At 66.7% G+C, this 23,076-nt stretch carries 20 protein-coding genes; 8 read left to right on the forward strand and 12 right to left on the reverse strand.

The features are described 5' to 3' along the window. The first annotated feature begins 33 nt into the window (after nucleotides 1-33). A complete protein-coding gene (locus QF777_01955; GenBank protein MDP6910314.1) occupies nucleotides 34-1,077 on the forward strand; it encodes an ABC transporter ATP-binding protein in 1,044 nt (347 codons plus the stop codon). 21 nt (nucleotides 1,078-1,098) lie between these two features. Here the strand turns inward: QF777_01955 and QF777_01960 are convergent, their stop codons facing one another. The 3 genes from QF777_01960 to QF777_01970 are packed head-to-tail and all read right to left on the reverse strand — an operon-like array spanning nucleotide 1,099 to nucleotide 4,200. Beyond that, nucleotides 1,099-1,974: an ABC transporter permease gene (locus QF777_01960; GenBank protein ID MDP6910315.1), complete on the reverse strand. Its 876-nt coding sequence runs from the start codon at nucleotides 1,972-1,974 to the stop codon at nucleotides 1,099-1,101. Then, a complete protein-coding gene (locus tag QF777_01965; protein ID MDP6910316.1) occupies nucleotides 1,971-2,900 on the reverse strand; it encodes an ABC transporter permease in 930 nt (309 codons plus the stop codon). The genes QF777_01960 and QF777_01965 overlap by 4 nt, the downstream gene beginning before the upstream one ends. 46 nt (nucleotides 2,901-2,946) lie before the next feature. Continuing rightward, the gene (locus QF777_01970; GenBank protein MDP6910317.1) at nucleotides 2,947-4,200 is read right to left on the reverse strand and encodes an extracellular solute-binding protein; all 1,254 of its coding nucleotides are present in this window, start codon (nucleotides 4,198-4,200) and stop codon (nucleotides 2,947-2,949) included. Between the two features lie 154 nt (nucleotides 4,201-4,354). On the opposite strand from QF777_01970, the gene QF777_01975 reads away from it, so the two are divergent. After that, complete coding sequence (locus QF777_01975) at nucleotides 4,355-5,455, forward strand: aromatic ring-hydroxylating dioxygenase subunit alpha (protein MDP6910318.1); 1,101 nt, start codon at nucleotides 4,355-4,357, stop codon at nucleotides 5,453-5,455. Nucleotides 5,456-5,490: 35 nt separating this feature from the next. After that, entirely contained in the window at nucleotides 5,491-5,856 is a 366-nt protein-coding gene (locus QF777_01980; GenBank protein ID MDP6910319.1) for a cupin domain-containing protein, read from the forward strand. Nucleotides 5,857-5,905: 49 nt separating this feature from the next. On the opposite strand, the gene QF777_01985 is transcribed toward QF777_01980, so the two are convergent. After that, entirely contained in the window at nucleotides 5,906-7,534 is a 1,629-nt protein-coding gene (locus tag QF777_01985; GenBank protein ID MDP6910320.1) for an amidohydrolase, read from the reverse strand. Between the two features lie 3 nt (nucleotides 7,535-7,537). Next, nucleotides 7,538-8,497, reverse strand: coding sequence for a pseudouridine-5'-phosphate glycosidase (locus QF777_01990; GenBank protein MDP6910321.1), 960 nt, complete (start codon nucleotides 8,495-8,497; stop codon nucleotides 7,538-7,540). 131 nt (nucleotides 8,498-8,628) lie between these two features. Here QF777_01990 and QF777_01995 point away from each other — a divergent pair, with 131 nt between their 5' ends. After that, on the forward strand, nucleotides 8,629-8,964 hold the full coding sequence (locus QF777_01995) for a hypothetical protein (protein MDP6910322.1): 336 nt from the start codon (nucleotides 8,629-8,631) through the stop codon (nucleotides 8,962-8,964). A 100-nt stretch (nucleotides 8,965-9,064) separates the two neighbouring features. Here the strand turns inward: QF777_01995 and QF777_02000 are convergent, their stop codons facing one another. After that, the gene (locus tag QF777_02000) at nucleotides 9,065-9,211 is read right to left on the reverse strand and encodes a hypothetical protein (GenBank protein MDP6910323.1); all 147 of its coding nucleotides are present in this window, start codon (nucleotides 9,209-9,211) and stop codon (nucleotides 9,065-9,067) included. A gap of 79 nt (nucleotides 9,212-9,290) precedes the next feature. Between QF777_02000 and QF777_02005 the strand changes: the two genes are divergently transcribed. From QF777_02005 to QF777_02015, 3 genes are all read left to right on the forward strand, one after another. Beyond that, entirely contained in the window at nucleotides 9,291-12,728 is a 3,438-nt protein-coding gene (locus QF777_02005) for a bifunctional proline dehydrogenase/L-glutamate gamma-semialdehyde dehydrogenase (protein ID MDP6910324.1), read from the forward strand. 86 nt (nucleotides 12,729-12,814) lie between these two features. Continuing rightward, on the forward strand, nucleotides 12,815-13,906 hold the full coding sequence (locus QF777_02010) for a C45 family autoproteolytic acyltransferase/hydrolase (protein ID MDP6910325.1): 1,092 nt from the start codon (nucleotides 12,815-12,817) through the stop codon (nucleotides 13,904-13,906). Then, nucleotides 13,903-14,571, forward strand: coding sequence for a GNAT family N-acetyltransferase (locus QF777_02015; GenBank protein MDP6910326.1), 669 nt, complete (start codon nucleotides 13,903-13,905; stop codon nucleotides 14,569-14,571). Before QF777_02010 ends, QF777_02015 begins: the two co-directional genes overlap by 4 nt. A gap of 41 nt (nucleotides 14,572-14,612) precedes the next feature. Here QF777_02015 and QF777_02020 read toward each other — a convergent pair whose 3' ends face one another. From QF777_02020 to QF777_02045, 6 genes are read right to left on the reverse strand one after another with little or no spacing between them, the layout of a single operon-like run. Next, nucleotides 14,613-15,419, reverse strand: coding sequence for an SDR family oxidoreductase (locus tag QF777_02020; protein MDP6910327.1), 807 nt, complete (start codon nucleotides 15,417-15,419; stop codon nucleotides 14,613-14,615). Continuing rightward, nucleotides 15,416-16,192 carry an SDR family NAD(P)-dependent oxidoreductase gene (locus QF777_02025; protein MDP6910328.1) on the reverse strand — a complete coding sequence of 259 codons (777 nt, stop codon included), beginning with the start codon at nucleotides 16,190-16,192 and terminating at the stop codon, nucleotides 15,416-15,418. Before QF777_02025 ends, QF777_02020 begins: the two co-directional genes overlap by 4 nt. Nucleotides 16,193-16,220: 28 nt before the next feature. Then, on the reverse strand, nucleotides 16,221-17,540 hold the full coding sequence (locus tag QF777_02030; protein ID MDP6910329.1) for an FAD-binding oxidoreductase: 1,320 nt from the start codon (nucleotides 17,538-17,540) through the stop codon (nucleotides 16,221-16,223). Between the two features lie 30 nt (nucleotides 17,541-17,570). After that, on the reverse strand, nucleotides 17,571-19,067 hold the full coding sequence (locus QF777_02035; GenBank protein ID MDP6910330.1) for an aldehyde dehydrogenase: 1,497 nt from the start codon (nucleotides 19,065-19,067) through the stop codon (nucleotides 17,571-17,573). Then, a complete protein-coding gene (locus tag QF777_02040) occupies nucleotides 19,067-20,128 on the reverse strand; it encodes a dihydrodipicolinate synthase family protein (GenBank protein ID MDP6910331.1) in 1,062 nt (353 codons plus the stop codon). Before QF777_02040 ends, QF777_02035 begins: the two co-directional genes overlap by 1 nt. Nucleotides 20,129-20,152: 24 nt before the next feature. Next, nucleotides 20,153-21,721 carry a trimethylamine methyltransferase family protein gene (locus QF777_02045; GenBank protein MDP6910332.1) on the reverse strand — a complete coding sequence of 523 codons (1,569 nt, stop codon included), beginning with the start codon at nucleotides 21,719-21,721 and terminating at the stop codon, nucleotides 20,153-20,155. 44 nt (nucleotides 21,722-21,765) lie between these two features. Between QF777_02045 and QF777_02050 the strand changes: the two genes are divergently transcribed. Next, a complete protein-coding gene (locus QF777_02050) occupies nucleotides 21,766-23,055 on the forward strand; it encodes a CoA transferase (protein ID MDP6910333.1) in 1,290 nt (429 codons plus the stop codon). Nucleotides 23,056-23,076: the final 21 nt, after the last annotated feature.

Raw genomic sequence — 23,076 nt, forward strand, 5'->3', positions numbered from 1 at the left:
GTTCATCGCAGTCCGAGCCGGTACGCTGCGCCAATGGCGGTCGCCACGGGCCACGTGGTCCTTTCCGACCTCGAGAAGCGGTTCGACGACGTGGCCGTGGTCCGGGGCATCGACCTTGACATAGCGTCCGGGGAGTTCTTCTCACTCCTCGGGCCGTCGGGATGCGGCAAGACCACAACGCTGCGCATCATTGGGGGCTTCGAACGGCCGGACCGGGGCTCGGTGTGGATTGACGGTGAGGAGGTGACCGACCTAGCGCCGGAACACCGCCCGGTCAACACCGTCTTCCAGAGTTACGCGCTTTTCCCCCACCTCACCGTGGAGCGCAATGTGGCCTTCGGGCTTCGGTTCCAGAAGGTCTCAACCGATGAGGTGGGGACGCGGGTCGCCCGGGCGCTGGACCTGGTCGAACTCGGTGGCTTGGAGGGCCGGCGCCCCCACCAACTTTCCGGAGGGCAGCAGCAGCGCGTTGCCCTGGCCCGAGCCCTGATACTGGAGCCGCGGGTCCTGTTGCTCGACGAACCGTTGGGGGCGCTGGATGCCCGACTCCGCAAGGCCCTTCAGGTGGAGTTACGCAGCCTCCAGCAGGCGATCGGAATCACCTTTGTGTACGTCACCCACGACCAGGAGGAGGCGTTGACGATGAGCGACCGCTTGGCCGTGATGGACGAGGGCCGTCTGGTGCAGGTGGGGACCCCTCGGGAGGTCTATGAGGAGCCGATCGACGGTTCGGTGGCCGATTTCCTGGGCGTGGCCAACCTCCTCGATGTGGAACACCTGGGCGGGGGGAGGGTCCAGGTTGGGGACCGAGTGCTTCGGGCGACAGGTGACGGACCAGTAGGGCGCTGTCGCGTGGTCATTCGGCCCGAGCGGGTCCGGCTGGTCGAAGGAGAGCCAGACAACGGACTGCCCGTTGTAGTGGAGCGGCGGGTCTTCACTGGTGCCACCACCCAGGTCCATCTCAGGAGCGGGGACGTAACCTTTCATGCCTTGTTGGCCAATAGCGGCGGGGTGGCAGGCGAAGGTGCTACCCACGCGGAGATGCCGGTCGACGCCCTCCGCTTGCTGGCCAGCTAGCCGATTTCCAGACTGTTGGGTTCAGATGCCGACTGAGGTGAGGTCGGCCAGCGCCGACTCCTTAGTTCCGCGACGACGCCGGAACCACGACATGACGCTGGCTCCAAGGGCGAGGGCAACCAGCGTGGAGGCGACGAGGAACGAGGCTAGGGCGTTTAGCGCTGGCGTAGAGCTGGTCCGCACGGCCGAGTAGATCCGGACAGGCACCGTCTCCGACCCAGCCCCCGAGGATAGGAAGGCGCTGATTACGAAGTCGTCGATCGACATGGCGAACACGATCACGAAACCGGCGAAGATGGCCGGGGCGAGCAGCGGTAGGAGAACTAGTCGGATGGCCTGGAGCTGGCTAGCGCCCAGGTCTCGAGCCGCCTCCTCGTAGTCCCGTCCGATCGACAGGAGCCGGCCGCGGGCCACCACAACCACGTACGAGATGGAGAAGGTCACGTGGCCCAGCAGCTGGGCTGGTCGTCCCAGCGGGATTCCGGTGTACAGGTTCGTGAAGACCAACAGCAGCGAGGCGCCCATCACGATCTCGGGGGTGACGAGCGGGACCAACATCAACCAGTTGGCGCCGCTGGCCGTCCGGGACCGCCATCGGGCCAGGCCTATAGCCAGAGCGATGCCGATCGGGGTTGCCACCAGCATGGTGAGGAGAGCCAGAACCAACGAGTTACGCAGGGCACTGTGCAGGGTCTCGTCGTGGAGAAGCGAGGCATTAGGTTCCCCGGTCCACCAGCGCAGCGAGAAGCCCTGCCAGACCGAACGACTACGCCCGCCATTGAACGAGAACAAGACGGCGATGGCTACCGGCAGAAACATCCAGAGCACGTAGGCCCACGTCCAGGTGGCAAGGCCGATCGGCCGCCGCCACGGGTTCCGACCTCGTCGCCTGCTCATGCCCGGATTTCCCGCTGCATCCGCATAGTGCTGACCAGGTAGTAGGACATGAGGACGACCAGAAGGGCCGACAGCACCAGGACTAGGACGGCCCCCTTCTGGGGCTGGGTGGTGGCGTTCAGGTAGAAGTCGACCTGGTTCCCCACCATCTCAGTGGCCGGCGACCGCGACAGCATGTCGTTCGTGTAGTAGTCACCGAACATGGGCAGAGCGATGATCACACCGGCCCCGAGCATCCCGGGACGCGACAGTGGGATGGTCACGAGGCGGAAGGTCCGGCCTGGTCCGGCCCCCAGGTCACGGGCCGCCTCAAGGAGCCGGCCGTCGAGTCGCTCGAGGGCGGCGTAGAGGGGGAGGACTAGGAACGGGACGTAGCCGTATACCAGACCCAGCACCACGGTGACCGGCTGGCCGTCTAACCAGTTCACCTGGACCCCGAACACCGAGAAGGCCCGGGTTACCCAGCCGTCAACTTGTAGCAGGTTGACCCAGGCCAGCATCCGCATCAGGTAGTTGACCCAGAACGGCAGGACCATTAGGGCTAGGAGGAGGCCGCGCCATCGTCCAGCGTGCCGAGCCAGGTAGTACGCCACCGGATAGCCGACGAAGAACGAGAGGACGACGGCACACACCACATAGGAAATGGTGCGTAGGAACACCTTCCGGAGGCTCCCCCCGAAGATCTCGCCGAGGACCTCGCCCGCAGTGCCGAAGCTCCAGTTGAGAGGGTTCCAGGCCGGGACGGCGTTGCGGAAGACGGGATCGATGTCTCCGAAGGCCACGCAGACCAGCGCGTAGAACGGCACCACGAACAGCACCAGTAGCCAGACCGTCCCTGGGAGGGCGAACAGCCCCCAAAGGGTGCCCCGGTCACCGCGCTGTCGTGACCCGTCGGAGGTTGTTACGGAAGTTGGGGCGCCGGTCACCGTCGTTGCTCAGCGAGAAAGGGGTCGCCCGGCAGTGGGCCGAGGATCAGCCAGCGGTGAACTTGGCCCAGACGTCGGTCCAGCGGGCATCCACGTCCGGCTCCAGGGCCACGGCTCGGTTGCCCTTGGCGTACTGCGCCGGGGTTATCAGGGCGTTGGCCAGATTGGCCGGGACGTATTCCCAGTCGATCAACGTCTGGGCGTCCAGGGCCTCCAGGGCCGGCTGGTAGCCCGTCCACCCGAAGTTCTCCAGGGCGTTGTCGACGTCGAGGAAGAAATTGATGAACTCATGGGCCAGGACGGGACGCTCGGCGTTCCTAGCCACGCAGAAGACGTCGTTTCCGGTCACCATTTCGTCGGGCTGCCAATAGCCGAGTTCGGTCCATGAGGCATCCTCCGGGAGGTACCAGACACCGAGGAGCATGTCACCTGACCAGCACTGGTTGACTACGCGTGTTCCAGCGGGGACCTCGGTGTAGGCGAGGATGTCGATCTTCGGGTTTGTGGCAGCCGACATCTCCCGGAGGTCCTCCAGGGCGGCGTTCAGGACCTTCTGGTCACCGGTGTTGATGTCCTCACCATTGCGGTGCAACACCGAGCCGATTACATCGCGGTAGGAGTCCAGGATGCCGAGGCGACCGGAATAGGCGGGGTCCCACAGGATGTCCCACCCGTTGCCCGACTCGAAGTAGGACGTGTCGACGTCCATGTCCGTCCGGTAGCCGATCCCCGTCGAATAGATGATGTACGGAGTCGTGTACTGGGCACCCACGTCGTAGTAGGGGTCGCGGAGGCCCTCGATGACGTTGCCGAAATTGGACAGGTAGGAGTGATTGAGGGGCTGGAGAAGTTCAGCAGCCACCAGCCGGGATAGGACGGAGTCGGTCATCCCGATGATGAGGTCGGGCGTGAAGGCACCGGAGCGGAGCTTGTTGAGTGCCCCTTCCTCGGTGTCGTAGGTGGTGACGGCGGTCTTGACGCCGTAGGTCTCCTCAAACCGGGCGACCACGTCCGGGTTGAGGTAGTCCACGTAGTTGAGTATCTGCAGGGTTCCGCCTTCGTGGGCTTTCCCAGCAGCCACGGCGTCCCCGACGCTGGGAAGCGTGACCGGCTTGTCGGGCCGGGCCAGTTTCAGGGCTGTGCCCGAACCGCCGTCGCTTCCGCAGGCGGCGAGGATCGACGGGCCGAGTACCAGGCCGCCGGCGGCCATAGCGGAACCACCGAGGAACTGGCGCCTACTGACCGGAGAGCGGCTCGCAGAGGTGGTCGGGCGTCGGCGTTCAGGCTGGCGGTTCTTCATGGATGGGCCCCCTCGTGGTAGTTCTCGCGATGGCGCGGCACTATAGTCAGCCACTGACTGACTCGCCAGTCAGTGCCTTCGGTCAGAGTCCAGGCGGACCCGGGGGGAAGCTATGACAAGGCGGGGCCCACTGGGGTTCCGGGAGGAGGGATACGTGTCTACGGCGATGAAGCCCACATTGCGAGGGGAGGAATATCGGTCTCCAGCGGTCTATGACGCCGACCTCGAGGGCGTCTTCCACCGGCGGTGGTGCTACGTCGGGCGCTCCGAGCGGCTGGCTCACGTGGGTGATCGCCTGGTGGTCGACGTCGGTGCTGAGAGCGTCCTCGTACTCCGTAATCGGGACGGAGATCTACAGGCCTATTACAACGTGTGTCGGCATCGGGGTTCGCAGTTGTGTGACGCCAGCGGGGGCGGCTTCGGAGCGGCGATCACCTGCCCGTACCACGCTTGGAGCTATTCGCTGGACGGCGAGTTGGTGGCGACCCCGAACGTGGCGAAGGAGGAGCTTGACCGTATGGCGTTCCCACTCCATCGGGTTGCGGTGGAGAGCTGGCAGGGGATGCTCTTCGTCAGCCTGGCCAACGACCCTCCGCCGTTGGTGGACTGGCTGGCCGAAAGCAGCGACGAGATTTTGTCGTTCGAGCGGTTGCAGCTGGACCGTCTCCGGCTTGGGAGGCTGGAGACCAGCACGGTGGCCGCCAACTGGAAGGTTGTGGTGGAGAACTATGCCGAGTGTCTCCACTGCCCGCAGGTCCACCCCGAACTGGTAGAGATAATCCCCCTTCACCAACAGGGTGACGTGATTGACGAGGGCCGGGATGACGGTGGTGCCTGGTTAGCTGAGGGGGCCAACAGCTTCACGGCTGACGGTACGGCCCCACTCCCGGTGATCGCCACCATGACGCCAGGCGACGAACGGTCCTACCTCTCGGCGTTCGTCTATCCGAACCTCTTCGTCGACATCACCGGCACCAGCGTGATCCTGACCCGGTTAATCCCCCGGGGGCCGGCGCGGACCGACTACGAGATCGAGTACCTGTTCGAGCCCTCCGCAGTTGAGTCTGACGACTTCGACCCCAGCGCGGTCTGTGACTTCAGCAACCTGGTCCTGGCCCAGGACAACGCGGTTTGCGAACGCACCCAGCGGGGGGTGAGCTCGCGCTCGTTCGACCGGGGGATGTTCGCTGCCCGGGACTCGCTCTGCTGGGACTTCACCCAGCAATACCTCGCCGATCTGGCCGCAGAGTCGTGACCGTAGACGGGCACGGGGAGTGGCAGGGGCCGCACATGGACCCCATCGGTTCCGCCGAACGCCGGGTAGCTAACCGGTTCGAGGCCGAGTTCGTCCCGTTCATCGTCGACGGCGAGCCGTCGCCCGGCGAGTGGATCCTGCAGCTTGACGGGTCGTACCCGCTGGGGGGCGGTTTCCACGTCTACCGCATGGACCCGGGCACGCGGACTACACCCCACGAGCACACCTGCGACGAGCAGTTCCTGATGCTGGAGGGCGAGCTGATTGACCACGACGGTCACGTATACCGGCCGGGAGATCTGGTGCTGCTGGCCGCAGGGACCCGGCACGACTCGAGAACCGAGACCGGATGCACCCTCGCCGTCTTCATTGCTACGACAGAGGAGAACCTGGTCGACTGACCGGTTCCGCCGCTGGTTCCTCTTCAGCTGTTTTCTACGCTGGCGGTCTTCACGGCGTGCGGCCGTCGATGAGGGTCCAGGCGGGATGGCCGTCGACCCAGGTCTCTAGGACGGCTACGTCCGGGAGACGGTCGACGGCGACAGTGAACGGGTCGTCGGCCAGGAGTACGAGGTCGGCGGGGTTCCCGACGGCCAGTGACCCGACGTCGTCTCGCCGCAGAGCGTGGGCTCCGCCGACCGTGTAGCCGGTGAGGGATTGTGCCCGGGTGATCCGGTTTTCATCGCCGAGGACGCGTCCCGCGGAGGTCAGACGCGTCTCAGCTGCCCAGCAGGACAGCATCACGCATGGCCTAGTTACCGGGGCGTCCGAGGACAGCACGACGGGTAGGCCGGCCGCGGCGATCCGTCCTGAGGGGTACATGCCATCTGCCACCTCGGGGTGGTCGCGGCGCACACCCTCCCCGTAAAGGTGGACCTGGGTTGGCTGTGGGACCGGGACCACTCCCAGCCGATACATCTCGGCTAGCTGGTCGGCAGACGGGAATCCACAGTGCTCGATGCGGTGCCGGAGGTCGGGGCGCAGCGGGGCCCGGCCCAGAGCGTCCAGCACCAGTTGGATGGCCTCAGGTCCTTGCGCGTGAGTGGCGGTCTGACGACCGGCAGTGGCCGAGGCGACCAGCAGGTCTTCCAGTTCGCCCGGACCGTGGTACAGGTGCCCGTGGGTGGCCCCGCAGCCGCACGGTAGGTAGGCGGTGCCTCCAGTCAGGGCACCGTCGGCGTAGTGCTTGACTCCGCCGACCGACAGGCGGTCGTTCCCCAGCCACGACTCGATCCCCAGGCGGTCCAGGCCGTCGACGTGACTGGACAGGACGTACATCACCACGCGCAACGCGAGGCGCCCGGCGTCCCGAGCGGCCAGGAAGGCCCGCATTTCCCGTTCGGTGACCTGGCAGTCGCCCACGGTGGTGATTCCGGCAGCCAGGAACGCCTCCTGAGCGTCGTCCAGCATGCTGGCCAGGTCGTCCGGGTCGTCCGGCAGGTGGAGGTTGGGGCCGTGGTTTCCGAGTTTTACCCCGTCGGGTCCGGTGAGCAGGTCACAGGCGGCGTCGAATACTCGACCGGTGGGCCGTCCGTCCTCGTCACGGTCGATGACGCCACCGGGCGGGGTGGGCGCCGCCGCGGTGATACCGGCCTCGGCCAGCCCGTGACTGTTCACCGAGAATCCGTGGCCACTTACGTGCATTGCGGTGACCGTTCGGTTGTCAGCCACCAGGTCCAGTTCCACGGCTGTGGGGTGCCGACCCTCGGCCAGGCGGTGGTGGTCGTAGCCGAAGCCGCGAATCGGACCTATGGAGCGGGCCTCGGTTCGGGCGTGTTCTCCGAGCAGTTTGACCACCTCGTCGATGCTGGCCGCCGAGGTCAGGTCGGCCCACGAGGCGCACTGGCCGTGCATAAGAGGGTGGGTGTGGGCGTCGACAAAGCCCGGGAGGATGCTGCGGCCGTCTAGGTCGACAACCTGAGCGTCGCCGAGGGCTCTTGCACCGGCCAGCGATCCGACGTGGGTAATCCGGCCACCGTCGATCCGGACCGCCTCAACGGTCCCGAGGCCGCCTTTCGCGAGCGGATAGGCAGGTCCACCGGTGATGATCGTGCCCTGCTCGGGATAGCGGTTGACCACCTCTTAGTTTCTCCCCACGCCAAGGGTCGGAAGGGCGGCCAGCGCAGCGGCGATTTCGGCGGCTACAGCGGCATTGTGCTTCACAAGGGCCACGTTGGCCTCGAGGCTGGCACCGTGGGTGGTCTGGCCGATATGCGCCAGCAGGAAGGGTGTTACGTCGCGACCGTGTACTCCGGCAGCGTCGGCTGCGGCCAGACCACCCGCGATGGCATCAGCGATGGTCTGTGGGTCGGCCTCGTCGCTAACAGGGATGGGATTAGCTACCACTACTCCGCTGAGTAGACCGCAACCCCAGTGGGCGTGAAGAATGCCGGCCGTGGTTGTTGGACGGTCAGAACGGACCGACACCGGTAGGTCGCCGCCCCGGGTCCAGAACTCGGGCATCACGCCGGTTTTCTGCCCGACAACCGGGACTCCGAGCGTCTCTAAGGCTTCAACGGTTCGGGGCAAGTCAAGGACCGCTTTGACTCCGGCGCATACCACGGCCACCGGCGTTGTGGCTAGAGCGGTGAGGTCAGCCGAAATATCCTGACCATCACCGCGGTGTACACCACCGATCCCACCCGTGGCGAACACTCGGATCCCAGCCCGGTGGGAAGCGAACATGGTGGCGGCCACCGTGGTGGAACCCGTCCGACCTTCCGCCAGCAGGTGTCCCAGGTCGCGAAGACTGGCCTTCTCGGCCTCCCCACTGCCAAGGCGCTCAATCTCGTCGACCGAGAGGCCGACCCGGAGTGATCCGTCGATGACGGCCACAGTGGCCGGGACGGCACCTGAGGCCCGAACGCGAGCTGCGCAGTCCAGTGCTGTCTCGACGTTCTGCGGAGACGGCAGGCCGTGGCTGATGATCGTGGACTCCAGGGCCACTACGGCCCGGCCGTCGGCCAAGGTCGCCGCTACCTCGTCGGCCACCACTAGATGATCGGCCGGGTGACCGGGCGGGCGGGGTTGGGGTTGGTCCACAGGTCCAGTGTGCCCCTCGGCACGCCTCCATTACCCCGTCGGGCCCGAAGGACACCCCCGGTAGACTGGCCACTCCCCCGGAGTGGTTTTCAGCGGCATCGCATGGGGCTCGGTTTCCAGGAGGTACACCAGTGGCAGGCAAGAACTCCAAGAGCACGCCGGCAGCGATCGGTATCGTGAAATCCGTCGAGTTCGACGACCGCGGTGCTGTGCTGAGCTTCGGCGATTCATCCAGCACGTCGACGCTGGTGCTGGATGCCGAACCCAACGTGCGGGGTGCCGAACGCCGGCTCAAGGCATTCCACGACGTCTACACGGTGGTCGTCAAGGCCGACGCCGACGACGTGTCGGCCGAGCTGTACGGCGTGAACCACAACGGCGAGGTGAACCGGCCCGTACCGATGGCTGACGCCCTGGGCCTGTGGGAGCTGGGTGTGCCGATCCGCGTGGAGCGCGCCGCAGCCTGAATCCGGCTCTCTGGAGAACGGGCGGCCATCCGGCCCTTCTTGACCAGAATCGGGCCGGTGTCTGGCCGATGGGTCTTTCGAGCTGACGGGTGAGGCTCGGCTAGTCCGAGAACCTGCACTCGGCGGCCACCTCGGCGGGCAGGAAGGCAGCGTCCAGCGCATTGGACACGGCACCCGGATCGACAGCGGGCACGACATCAGATCGGTCATCTGAACGGGTGCCGGCTTCGTCGGCCGGGGGATCCACCGGGGGATTGTCCGATTCGGTGACCATTGGGGAGCGGATCGTATAAGACCACCGACGCTGGTTTCCCGAGGATGACGTCATGCAGATGGCCCCGAGTTCCTCTACTGTGCTCCCTCACGACGGGTCGACCCCGGATCGGGAGACGGCGGGCCTGCGGGCCGTGCCCCCGTCCGGCCGTGCCCGGACCGATCCCGAGTCGCTCGCCGAGGATGCGGTGGCCGTGGTGGCCCGCTGGCTGACCGAGGCCCACGCGGACGAGCAACCTGCCGAGGCCCGTCTTTCCGATCGGATGCAGGGCATCATCGAGGACCCGTTCGGAGTGGGATTCACCATGCGGTTCGTGGACCGGGTGGCCCGACACCGCGACGACGCGCTGGCCGCCGAACAGCTGGCCGCCCTGGTCGACGACGGCGACTTGCCGGAATTCCTGAGCCGTGTCGATCGGTTGCTCTTGCGGGCCGGCGCCCGCCTTGCCCCAGTGCTGCCGCGAATCGTGATGCCTCTGGCCCGTCGACGCCTTCGCCAACTGGTCGGCCACATGGTGGTCGACGCGGCGCCCGGCCCAGTCCACGAGCACCTGGTCGAGCGGCGGTCCGAGGGCTACGCCATGAACGTCAACCTGCTGGGCGAAGCTGTCCTCGGAGACGACGAGGCGACCCGACGGTTCAATAAGACACTTGCCCTCATCGAAGACCCCGAGGTCGACTACGTCTCGGTCAAGGTCTCGGCCATTGTCAGCCAGATCAACATGTGGGCGTTCGATGACACGCTGGCCCGAATTGAGGAACGCCTCCGGGTGCTGTACCAGCGTGCAGCGGTGGCCCCCACGCCGTCGGGGAGGCCTACCTTCGTGAACCTCGATATGGAGGAGCACCGTGACCTCGAGCTGACCATCCGGGCGTTCACCGACCTGCTCGACGAGCCCGAACTTCGGCACCTCGATGCGGGGATCGTGCTGCAGGCCTACCTGCCCGACGCCTTCGGTGCGCTCAAGCGGATCAGCTCCTGGGCCTCGGCCCGCCACGACACTAGGGGTGGCGAGGTGAAGGTGCGGCTCGTCAAGGGTGCCAACCTGGCCATGGAGCGAGTTGATGCCGCCGTGCACGGCTGGGTCCAGACGCCGTACGAGACCAAGGCCGAGGTCGATGCCAACTACAAGCGATGTGTCGACTGGGCGCTTCGACCCGTCCATGCCCGGGCGGTGCGAATCGGGCTCGCCAGCCACAACCTGTTCGACGTGGCGTGGGCCCACCTGCTCGCCGAGAGCCGGGGCGTCGCCGATCGGGTGGAGTTCGAGATGCTTCAGGGGATGGCCCCCGCCCAGGCCAGGACGGTCCGCGACGAGGTCGGTGGGCTGCTGCTGTACACGCCCATTGTCGGGCGCGACGACTTCGACGTGGCGGTGGCGTACCTGTTCCGTCGCTTGGAGGAGAACGCGGCGGACGACAACTTCCTGCGTCACCTATTCACCCTTCGACCGGGGACCCCCGAGTTCGCCGAACAGGCTGACGGGTTCCGCCGGGGGGTAGCCGATCGGTGGGAAGTCGGCGACCTGCCTCGCCGGGAGGCCTCTCGCCGTGAAATACCCACCCGTACGGGGCGGGCGACCAACGACGGTGCCTTCAGGAATCAACCGGACACTGATCCGACGCTGCCCTCGGTGCGAAGACGCATCGACGCGGTGACCGGGCAGACCTTCCAGCCGACGGCGACTCCGATGACCGTGACGGTCGACGGACCTGACGGCATCGACGCTGTGCTGGTCGCCGCCCGGGCCGCGCAGTCCGAGTGGGCGGCCCTGGGCGGCGTCGGCCGACGTGCCGTGTTGCAGCGGGTGGCCGACGAGCTCCTCGTTCGTCACGACGAGCTGCTGGTGGCCATGGCCCATGAGGCGTCCAAGACCTTCGACGAGTCCGCACCGGAGATCGCCGAGGCGGTTGATTTCGCCCGTTGGTACGCCGAGCGGGCGCCCGAACTAGAGCGGATCGACGGCGCTCGGTTTAGCCCGTTGGGCGTGGTGGCCGTCATCCCACCGTGGAACTTCCCGGTGGCCATTCCGGCGGGCGGGACGCTGGCCGCGCTGGCCGCCGGCAACGCCGTGGTATTCAAGCCAGCGCCGGAAACGCCCCGGTGTGCGGAGATCGTGGCCGAGGCGTGCTGGGCGGCCGGTGTGCCGACCGACGTTCTGCGGTTTGTCCGGACGCCGGACGACGAGGTGGGCCGTCACCTGGTTACCACCGCCGACGGGGTGATCCTGACCGGCGGCTACGAGACGGCCGACCTGTTCCGCTGCTGGGACCCGAACCTCCGGCTGTTCGCCGAGACCAGCGGCAAGAACGCCCTGGTGGTCACCCCGCAGGCCGATCTGGACCTGGCGGCCGCCGACCTGGTGGCCTCGGCGTTCGGTCACCAAGGACAGAAGTGCTCGGCGGCCAGCTTGGGAATCCTGGTCGGGTCGGTAGCCGGCGACGAACGCTTCCTTCGCCAGGTGGTGGACGCGGCTCGCTCGCTGCGACCCGGGCCGGCGCATGATCCGGCCACTGTGCTGGCTCCGCTCGTCGGAGCTCCGACCGGCAAGTTGCTGGACGCGCTGACTGTGCTGGCCCCCGGCGAGGAGTGGCTGCTGGAGCCCCGTTGTCTGGACCCGTTGCCTGGAGGTGAGTGGGGTCGGCACTGGACGCCGGGCATCAAGGTTGGTGTGCGCCCGGACTCGTCGTTCCACCGGACGGAGGTCTTCGGGCCAGTTCTCGGCCTGATTGCGGTGGCCGACCTGGACGAGGCCCTCGAGGTTCAGAACGCGGTGGACTATGGGTTGACCGGCGGGATTCACTCTCTGGACCCCGCCGAGATCGACTGCTGGTTGGACGCCGTCGAGGTGGGTAACGCCTACGTCAACCGGGGGATCACCGGTGCCATTGTGCAGCGTCAGCCGTTCGGGGGCTGGAAGCGGTCGTCGGTCGGAACCGGCGCGAAGGCCGGTGGGCCCGACTACCTGCTGCAGTTGGGCACCTGGGAGTCGACGGGCGGTCTCGACGAGGTGGACGCCGCCGGCGTTGAGGCATCCGACGGCGAATGGTGGGAGACCCACTACGGCACGGATCAGGATCAGGCTGGATTGTTCTGTGAGGCGAACGTTCACCGGTATCGGCCCCATCCCGACCTGATTATCCGCATCGGCCCCGGAGGGACGCCTGCCGAGGTCGACCGGGTGCTGGCAGCCGCGGCTCGTTGTGGAGTGGTTCCCCGGGTGAGTCGGGCTTGCGATGAGGACGACGCGTCGTTCGTCAGGTCCATGTCGGCTCATCGGTTCGGCCGAATCCGAGCAGTGGGCTTCGTGTCCGAGACGGTGCGTCGGGCCGCGGTGACCGCCGAGGTCGACGTGGTTGATGAGACGGTCACGTCCAGCGGTCGTCTGGAGCTTCGACACCACCTACGGGAGCAGTCGGTAAGCCGGACCCTGCACCGGTTCGGCAACCTAGTGGCCTCCAGTCACACGACGGAAACAGTGGCAGAATAAATTGTTAACAACGAAATTCGTCGTCTATGAGAATGATGGCGACGGAATCCCTTGCATCCAGCAAGGGGTTGAGCCAGACTGACGAAATGAGACGACCTCCCCTGCGGATCCTGGATCTGGCCGGAAGCCACGAGGCCATGGGCCACGCCCACGGAATGGCCCACGCAGATGAGATCCGGGCCTACGCCGATGAACGGGTCCGCCTCGCTGGATCGAGTTTCTGGGCGGGCGGCGAGATCGACCGGACCGAGGTGCTCGACATCGCCCGATCGTGCCTGCCGGCCCACGAGGCGCACTCGGTGGATCTGTATTCCGAACTGTGTGGTCTGGCCGACGGCGCCGGCATCACGCCCGAGGAGGCTGTGGTGGCTGGCGGATTCACCGACTTCGTCGACACCGTGCGATCGGTGGTCGGAGGGAGGCATCCCCTGGAGGTCCAGGAGGATGACTGCACCGCGTTCATCGTCCCCGATGCACGGTGTGACGGGCAAGGGTTCTACGGCCAGACGTGGGATATGCACGACACGGCCACCCCCTACGTGGTCCTGCTGCGGATCCGGCCCGATAACAGCCCGGCCGCTCTGGTGTTCACCACCACGGGATGCCTGGGCCAACTAGGCATGAACGAGGCCGGCGTGTGCGTGGGTATTAACAACCTGGTGGCCACCGACGGCTGCCGGGGCGTCATGTGGACGTCGGTGGTGCGTGATGCCCTCACCTGCGACTCGGCGGCGGCTGCCCGCGACGCCATCCTCGACGCTGACCTCGCCGGTGCCCACAGCTTCCTGACGTTCGACGCCAGCGGCGACGGCCACATGATCGAGGCCTTCCCCACGGCCCGGCCTACCGAGGCGTTGGCCGACAACGCCCAGGTCCATACCAACCACGCCATCTGGGACGAGGCGCTGGCCCGGCAGGCACCCAAGCAGGATGGCCTGATGGCCAGCTCGACTCGTCGGCGCGATCGGGCCGTCGAACTGTTGGACCGCGACGGCATCGGCGTCGAGGATCTGATGGCCGTGACCCGCGACGACGAGGCCATCTGTCAGGTCTCGGTCGAACCGACCCACATCGAGTCCAGCGGTGCGGCGATCATGCGTCCCGCCACGCTGGACTTCTGGGCCGTCTGGGGCTTGCCCAGTCAGAACGAGTACGTCCACGTGCCTTTTCCTGCATGAAGACGCCGCCTGGGACGGGCCGCCCGGCCAGAGGACCTTCCGCGCCGGAGATCACCTACGCACCCATTGATGCCCGTTGGGCAGAGGAACTGGCGGCCATTGAACGCGCAGCCTTCCCCACGGCCGGCATCGAGGACCTCCTCGAGGTGCCGGACATCCTGGCCCTGTGCGAGACATTCCCCGATGGCGGATTCGTGGCCCTCGACGGTGACACGCCGGTCGGCATGGGTGTCGGGATCCTCATCGACTTCGACTTCGACGACCCGCATCACTCGCTGGATGACCTGATCGGCGCCAACTCGTGTGGCAACCACTCCGACGACTCGGACTGGTACTACGGCGTGACCATCGCCGTGGATCCCGGTTATCGCCGTCTTGGGATCGGCCAGGAGTTGTACGTCCTCCGCAAGGATGTCGTCCGGCGCCTCGGCAAGAAGGGCATCGTGGCCGGAGGGGTCATCCCCGGCTACAAGGACCAGATCGACAAAATGTCGGCCGACCAGTACGTGGACCGGGTGCGGGCCGGTGAACTCTATGACCCGACGCTCAGTTTCCAGATCGAGAACGGGTTCGAGGCCATCTGTGCCATCCCCGACTACATGGACGATCCAGCGGTGGGCGGCAACGCCGTTCTCATCGTCTGGCGAAATCCCGACCTGGTCTGACCACTCCCGACCCGACCGGATTGGGGGTCGGCTGGCTGGGCTCAGTCGTCGGAGAGTGAGGCGGGGATTGGTAGGCGGCTCATGCGACCGCCGTCCACGGTCACCACCTGGCCGGTCACGAAGCCGGCGTCCGGGTTGGCCAGCCAAGACACGGTGGCCGCCACGTCAGCGGGTTCGCCGATCCGGCCCACTGGGTGCAGCGTGGCTAGGTCGGCCACCGCCTGCTCACGGTTTGGGTGCTTGTCGACGTAACCCCGGTTTAGTTCGGTGTCGATCCAGCCGGGGGCCACGGCGTTGCAGCGGATTCCCGCCGGACCGAGTTCGACGGCCAGCGCGCGGGTGAGGCCGTGTACACCGGCCTTGGAAGCCGCATACGAGGAGTGGAGAGTATTGGCCCCCAGCCCCTCGATGGAGCCGATGTTCACGATGGCTGGATCGGATCGGCCTTCCATGAGCGGCACGAGGTGCTTGGCCATGAGGAACGGTCCCCGAAGGTTGACGGCCATGGTGAGGTCCCAGCCGGCCACAGTCTCATCGGCGAGGGCCCGGGTGTCCATGATCCCGGCGTTGTTAACCAGTACGTCGACGCCGCCGTGGACGGCGGCCACCGACTCGGCGAACTCCAGGATCGAGATCTCGTTGGTGACGTCGAGGGGCACCCACTCACGGTGGCCGGCTGCGTCACTCTCTAGGAACAGGTTGCCCGGATCGGTGAGGTCGCCGATGACGACGGTGGCGCCCTCGGCGGCGAATCGGTTCACGATGGCCCGCCCAATGCCCTGGGCGCCGCCGGTGACCACGACGATGCGGCCGGTGACCCGGCCGTTTCCCTCCGGGTCGTCATTCATGCTGCGGTGTACCCACCGTCGACGCTGATGTTGGCACCGTTCACATGTCGGGACCGATCGTCGGCCAGGAAGGCCACCACGTGGGCGACCTCGTCACCGGCGGGAATTCGCCCCTCGGGGATACCGCCGATGTTCATGGCATGTACCTCTTCTCGCGAGTCGTTACGTTCCGAGTAGAGCATGCTGGTATCCACAGCTCCCGGACAGACGGCGTTGATGCGGATGCCCTCGTGGGCGTGGTCCAGCGCCATGGCCCGGGTGAGGTTGGTGACCGCCCCCTTGGAGGCGCAGTAGGCGGCCAGTCCGGGTCCGCCTACCAGCCCGTTGGTCGAGCTGATGTTGACGATGGCTCCGCCCCCGACGGCCCGAAGTGCCGGAAGGGCGGCTCGAGTACACCGGAACAGGCCGTCCACGTTTGTGGACATGACCCGGTGCCATTCCTCGTCGCTGGTGCCCTCGGCGTTGGCCCTCGTGATGACGCCCGCCGCGTTGACCAGCACGTCGAGTCGCCCATGGGCCCGTATCGCGGACCCGACGGCCTCGTCTCCATAGGTCGGGTCGGCCACGTCACCCAGCGCGGTGGTGGCCAACCCACCGGCGGCGGTGACCTCAGCCACCACGGCGTCGGCCCGGGTGGCGTCGCGGCCTCCGACCACCACGGTGAAGCCCTCGGCAGCGAGGCGCAAGGCACACGCCCGGCCGATTCCCGACGTGGCACCGGTGATCAGGGCGACCCGTGGCCCGGTGGCTGGCCCGGTAGATGAATCAGTCATTCGGCCTTTCCTCGTTCCGGCATCCGGATCACATCTCGCGGCCGGACTGTAGGCGCAGCCGACGGGCGTACATCTCAACGCCCCACCCGAGGACCGGGTCGGGAACGTTCTTATTGGGGCGACCCCGGCCGAGCATGGCGTCCAGCAGGTCGGAGCCTTCGCCACACATCATCTCGGCGATCAACTTCCCGCAGATGGAGCCCCTGGCGAGTCCGGTGCCGTTGTGGACGCTGGCGGCCGTGATGCCGTCAGCGACCGTCCCGAAGACCGGTTCGCCGTTGCGGGCCATACTCAAGGCCCCGCCCCACGTGTATTCGAACGGCACGTCGGTGAGACTGGGGAACCGAGCCTCGAATGCCTTCCGGTGGGACCGGCCGGCCCGCTGGCGTCGGCGCCCTCCGGCGAGTGAGTGGCGACTGTAGGAGTAGACGTTCCGTACGAGGATCCGGCCGTTGGCCAGCCGGCGAACCGTCGTACCCGACGGTGCGGCCGGGATGACCCCCCACGTGCGGTGCCCGCCGATCGACGTCGACTCATCGTCGGTCAACGGTCGGGTCATCGAGCCCCACGTGACGACCGGAATGAGGTGCTTTCGGTAGAAGCCGAACCCGGCCAGGAAGCCGTTGTTGGCCAGAAGCAGTTCGGGGGTCCGGACGCTGCCCCCGTCGGTCCACAACTCATGGGGTGGTCCGGCGTTTAGCCAGGTCACCGGGGTTTCCTCATGAACCACCACGTTGTCCGGCAGGGTGGTGGCCAGGCCCCGACAGAGGGCAGCGGGCTGCATGAGTGCGGTTCCCGGTGTGTGCAGACCCTGGTGGTAGTGGTCAATACCTAGCCGGTCAACCAGGGCATCGGCGTCCAGTAGTTCGTACGGCTCGTCGATTCGGTCCAGGGTCGAGGCGAAGTGCTTCAGGTCCCGGACGCCGCGGTCGGTGCAGGCGGCATGGGTCTTGCCGGTCCACGACCAGTCGCAGTCGATGCCGTGGGCGGTCACCGCCTCCTCCAAGTACGAGAGACCGGCCCGGTTCAGGGCGATCTGCTGCTTCTCAAATTCGGCGGTGTCAGCGAAGCCCTCGGATCGGATGTTGTGGGCGTGGTCGATGCCGAACCCGGACGACCGGCCCGCAGCGTTGTTGCCGATACGCCCGGCCTCCAACAGGAGGATGTGGGCGTCGGGGCGCAACTGGCCGAGCCGCCGGGCCGCCGCCAGGCCGGTGAACCCCGCGCCCACCACGACCACATCGGCCTCGGTCGGGCCGCTCAGGGGCGCGGCGGGTGGCACCTCTTTGAGGATCTCGAACCACCCGTTGTCGCGACGGGCGTCGGGTAGGAGGGTGACGGCGCCCATGGAATCAGGACAGCTTCGTTTGAAGCGGGGTCAAGACAGGTCCATCCAGATGGTCTTGAGCTCGGTGTACTGCTCGTGGGCTGTGATGGACTTGTCGCGTCCGCCGAAGCCCGACTGCTTGAAGCCACCGAACGGGGTAGTGATGTCGCCCTCGCCGTAACAGTTCACGGCTACCGTGCCGGCCCGAATGGCCCGGGCTGCCAGGTGGGCGGTACGCAGGTCGGTGGTGTGAATCGTGCCGGCCAGGCCGTAGTCGGTGTCGTTGGCCAGACGGATGGCCTCCTCCGGGGTGTCGAAGGTGGTCACGGCCAGTACCGGTCCGAAGACCTCCTCTCGGGCCAGACGGCTATCGGGGTCCACGTCGGTAAACACGGTGGGCTCCACGAACCAGCCGCCGCTCTCCTGACGGACCTGGTTGCCGCCTACCAGACACGTCGAGCCGGCCTCGTGGGCGTCAGAGATGTGGCCCAGCACCTTGTCCAGGTGGGCCTCCTCGATCATGGCGCCCATGGTCGTCTCAGATACCAGGGGATCGCCGACCACCCAGTCGTGGCTGCGTTCGGCAATCCGTTCCAGTAGCTCGTCGGCCACTGATCGTTGCACGATGAGACGAGAGTTGGCGCTGCAGTTTTGTCCACCGTTCCAGAAGATTCCCTCGCAGATTCCGGTTGCTGCGGCGTCCAGGTCATCGGCGTCGGCCATGACGATGACCGGGCTCTTGCCGCCGCACTCCAGCAGGACTTCCTTGAGGTTGGAGTCCGCCGAGTAGCGCAGAAAGTGGCGACCTACCTCGGTCGAACCGGTGAAGGCCACGCAGTCCACGTCGGGGTGTAGGCCGATGGCCGCCCCGGCCGTCTCGCCGAATCCGGGGACCACGTTGAGCACGCCGTCGGGGATGCCGGCCTCGATGGCCAGTTCGGCGATGCGGATGGTCGACATGGAGGTTTGCTCGGCCGGCTTGACGACGCACGTGTTGCCGGCGGCCAGGATTGGGCCGATCTTCCAGCCGGCCATCATCAGCGGGTAGTTCCAGGGCAGCACGGCGCCCACCACACCGATGGGTTCGCGCACCACCATGCCGACCCGACCGGGGCCCGACGGCGAGAGTTGGTCGTAGAGCTTGTCGGCCGCCTCAGCGTGCCACCGGAGGGTGGCTACCAGGTCGGGGACGTCCAGTCCCGAGCAGTCGCTGATCGGCTTGCCGGCTTCCAGGGTCTCGATGATGGCCAGTTCGTCGGTGTGGGCCTCGACGAGCGAGGCGAATCGCAGGATTAGGCGTTTACGGTCGGCGGGGGCCAGATGGCCCCATGGGCCGTCTTCGAAGGCAGTTCGGGCCGCCGTGACCGCTCGGTCGACATCTTCGGCGTCGCATTCCGATACTTGGGCCAGCTCGGTGCCGGTGGCCGGGTTGAGGGTGGCGAACGTCTTTCTGGAGGCTGACTCCACGCTGCGGCCACCGATGACGGCCCGGGTGGGTGGGTTGATCGACGCGGCCAGTGCGGTCGGATCGGCGAGGTCGAGTGCCATCAGTTGCTGCTCCCGTTTTGGTTAGTGGTCGGTCGTGTACTGCCTACTTCGAAGCGACTGGCTCCAGCACGGCCCACGCCGGCGCGACTGGTCATCTGGACGAGCCAGTCCCGCTCTTCCTCCCATTCGCGAAAGACGAGGCGGTCGCGGTCGACCCCGTTGACGGGGAGGGTTGAGAGTGCGGCCTGCAGAGCGACTCGGCCCTGACGGGACATGGGCATGACCGGGCGACGGCAGGGACCAATGGCGCGACCCACCATGTTGGTGGCCGTCTTGACCGCTGCGTTGTACTCGGCCTCGTGCGGGTTGTCCCAGAAGTAGAGGTTGGCGGGGAGCATCTGGCGCCACAGTCCCATGGCCTCGGCGTGGCGGCCAGCCGTGATGTGGTTGTAGAGGGCCACGCACTCATGTGGCATGACGTTGGCCGCCCCCCAAATCCACCCGGCGCTGCCGGCCATGAGGGCGAAGGGGGCCAGCGGGTCGGCCCCGGCCAGCACATGGCCGCCGATCCCGACCAACTGCTGGAGTCGGATGAGGTCACCGGTGGAATCCTTGATGTAGTCGATGTTCTCCATGGCGATGAGCCGGCGGTACAGGTCCGGCGTGATGTCGAAGCCGGACTGGACCGGGATGTTGTACAGGACGATCGGGGCGTCGACGGCCCGGGCCAACGTCTCGGAGTGGTACAGGACGCCCCGTTCGAACGGCCCCTCGAAGTAGGGAGGGAGGACCATCACGGCGTTGGCTCCGAGGTCGATGGCGGCCCGGGAGTTCTCGATGGCATCCACGGTGGTGATGGCCGACGTCTGGCAGATCACCGGGATGCGACCGGCCACCTGGTCGATGCCGATGCGAAAGATCCGTTCCTTCTCGTCGGCTGAGAGGAAGGCGAACTCGCCGGTGCCGGCGGCCAGTACTAGACCGTGCACACCGGCCTCCACGAGGCTGTCGATGTGGTCGCGGAGGCGGCCCTCGTCTACCGACTCGCCAGAGTCGTCGAACGGGGAGCTCATGGCGGCGCAGACGCCGTGGAGCAGGGGTGGGTCGGTTGGAGTGTTCATGGTGGGTCCTTCTCGGCCAGATTCTCAGGAAACCAGATTGGGGAGTTCGGCATCGCGGCGGGCCACGTACTCCTCGAGTTCGTTGCGGACGTCGTCGGGCAAGTGGGGCTCCTCATATTCGTCGAGGAGTTGTCGGCACTTGGCGGCGGCCCGGTCTTCGGCACTAAGGGCTCCATCGGCCAGCCACTGTTCGTAGTTGTCGCTGTTCATCATCTCGGGCATCGAGAACGCTGTCTGGAAGTTGGCCAGCGTGTGGGCAGTTCCCAGATGGTGGCCGCCCGGGGGGACCTCGCGCATGGTGGCCAGCACTTCGTCGAGGTCGTTGAACGAGACACCGCCGCCGAGGCGCATCATCATCTCCAACTGCTCGCTGTCCAGCACCCACTTGGCGTAGCTCTGGCACATGGCGCTCTCCAGATAGCCGGTGGTCGACAGTACGAAGTTGGTGCCAGCCATGAGCACGCCGTACATGTTGCGGGCCGCCTCGTAGCCGGCCTGGGCGTCGACCATCTTGGAGCTGGTGCACGAGCCGCTGCAGCGCGATGGCAGCCGGTAGTGGCGGGCCATCTGGGCGGTGAGCAGGTTCATGTGGCAGATCTCCGGTGTGCCGGCCTGTGGGGCACCGGTCTTCATCGAGACAGTGGACAGCCACTGGCCGTACAGGGCGGGTGCGCCGGCCCGGACCAGCTGGGAGAAGGCCACGCCGGTCAGGGCCTCGATGTTGACCTGGATCACTGCGCCGACCGTTGATGCCGGGGTCGACGCCCCTCCGAGCACGAAGGGGCTGAACAGGGTGGCCTGGTTGGCGCCGGCAAACACTCGGACGCTGTCCAGCATGGTCTTGTCCCATACCAGCGGCGTGTTGCCGTTAGCCAGACAGGTCATGACGGTGGTGTTCCGGACGAATTTCTGCCCGAAGACGATGCCGGCCATGTGGAGGCTGTCTTCGGCTCGCTCCATCGACGTCACAGCGCCCATGAACGGCTTGGACGAATACTTCAGCAGGCTCTCGGTCATGTAGAGGTGTCGCTTGGGGACTGGTATGTCCATGGGTTCGCAGACCACGCCGCCCGACATGTGCAGGGCGGGTGAGAGGTGGTTGAGCTTCGTGAAGTTCCGGAAGTCCTCGATGCTTCCCGGGCGCCGGACCCCGTCCAGGCCGAGGACGTACGGGGCGCCGTAGGAGGGGGTGAAGATGGTCTTCCCGTCGCCCACCGTCACGGTGTGGGCGGGATCTCGGGCCACCATGGTGTACGAGGATGGGGCGGTGCCGACCAGCGACATGAGGAGTTCGCGGTCGATGCGAACCCGAACGCCGTCAACCGAGGCACCGGCGGCCGTCCACATGGCGATGGCGTCGGGGCAGCGGAACTCGATGCCCACCTCCTCGATGACGTCCATGGAGGCGTCGTGGATGGTCTGGACCTGTTCCTCAGTCAGCAGGTCCACCCAAGGGATTTTCCGCTCCAGTTCGGGCAACCAGGTCTGCACCCGGGTACGGCGCTTGGCGGCTCGTGCATCGCGACCCCGACGGACCTGCCCCAGTTCGGGACCGGTTGCCGATCCGGTGGACGGCTCGTTGATCGGAGTCATGGTCACTGCGGGATGCTCTCCACGATCAAGCCCCAATGCAAGAGATGAGCCGCATTTTTCTGATGCTCGGTCCCGGCGTCCGCTCGAACATGGGCCTGTTGTACGGCGGGAGTGGCGCTGCGAGACTCCGGCTCGTGACCGATGAGACCAGCTCGCAGCCGCCCCCTGGAGCGCTCGGGCACCTTCGGGTGGCTGACTTCAGCCGAGTGCTGGCCGGGCCCATGGCCACCATGGTTCTGGCTGACCTAGGTGCCGATGTGGTCAAGGTCGAACAACCCGGGGTGGGCGACGAGACTCGCACCTGGGGCCCACCGTGGTGGGGTGATGGCGATGAGGCGACGAGCACCTACTACCTGGGCCTGAACCGCAACAAGCGAAGCATCGCTCTCGACCTGCGAGACCTTGATGACCTGGCGGTGGCCCGCCGGCTCGCTCTGGCCGCCGACGTGGTGGTCGACAACTTCCGGGTCGGCACCATGGCCCGGTTCGGTCTGGACCGGGAGACCCTGGCCGCTGAGCATCCGGGCGTCATCACCTGTTCGGTCACCGGGTTCGGTAGTGCCGGTGATGGTGCCACGCTGGCTGGCTACGACTTTTTGGTGCAGGCGATGAGCGGGGTGATGGCGATCACCGGCGAGGCCGACGGCGAACCGACCAAGATCGGGTCGGCCATGGTCGACAACCTGACCGGCCTCTACGCAGCCATCGCCATCCTGGCGGCTGTCGAGCAGCGCCGGGAGTGTGGCGAAGGCCAGCACGTGGAGGTCTCGCTCATGTCGGCTGCCCTGGCCGGGCTGCTCAACGTGGGTTCGGGGCACGTGGTGGCCGACACCGACCCGGGGCGTCAGGGCAACCGCCACCCGTCGATCGTCCCTTACCAGCCGTACCGCACCGCCGACGGGGTGCTGGCCATCGCGGCGGCCAGCCCCGCCCTGTGGGAGAAGCTCTGTGAGGCCCTTGGCCGCGACGACTGGCGGACTGACGAGCGGTTCGCCGATAACGCGGCACGCATGGTCAATGCCGACGACCTGGAAGCCGAGATCGAGTCGGTGTTGGCCACCAACACGGCCGCTGGTTGGCTGGTGGTTCTGCGGGCCGCGGGCATTCCGGCTGGTCCCATCAACACGGTGCGTCAGGCGTTCCTGGATGCCGAGGCCCTCGGTCTAGATCCGATCGCCGTCCTGGACGACGGTGGGTCGACCGGTGGACGAACTGAGGCGTTCCGGTCGGTTCGCTCACCGATCCGGATGTCGACCACCCCACCGACGGTTCGCCGGCGCCCGCCGTCCAACGACGAGCACGGCGCCGAAATCCGTGCCGAGACCGCCAACTGATCGGCCCAGTAGATCGGGTCA

It is taken from the genome of Acidimicrobiales bacterium (assembly GCA_030747595.1).
Taxonomy (GTDB): domain Bacteria; phylum Actinomycetota; class Acidimicrobiia; order Acidimicrobiales; family MedAcidi-G1; genus UBA9410.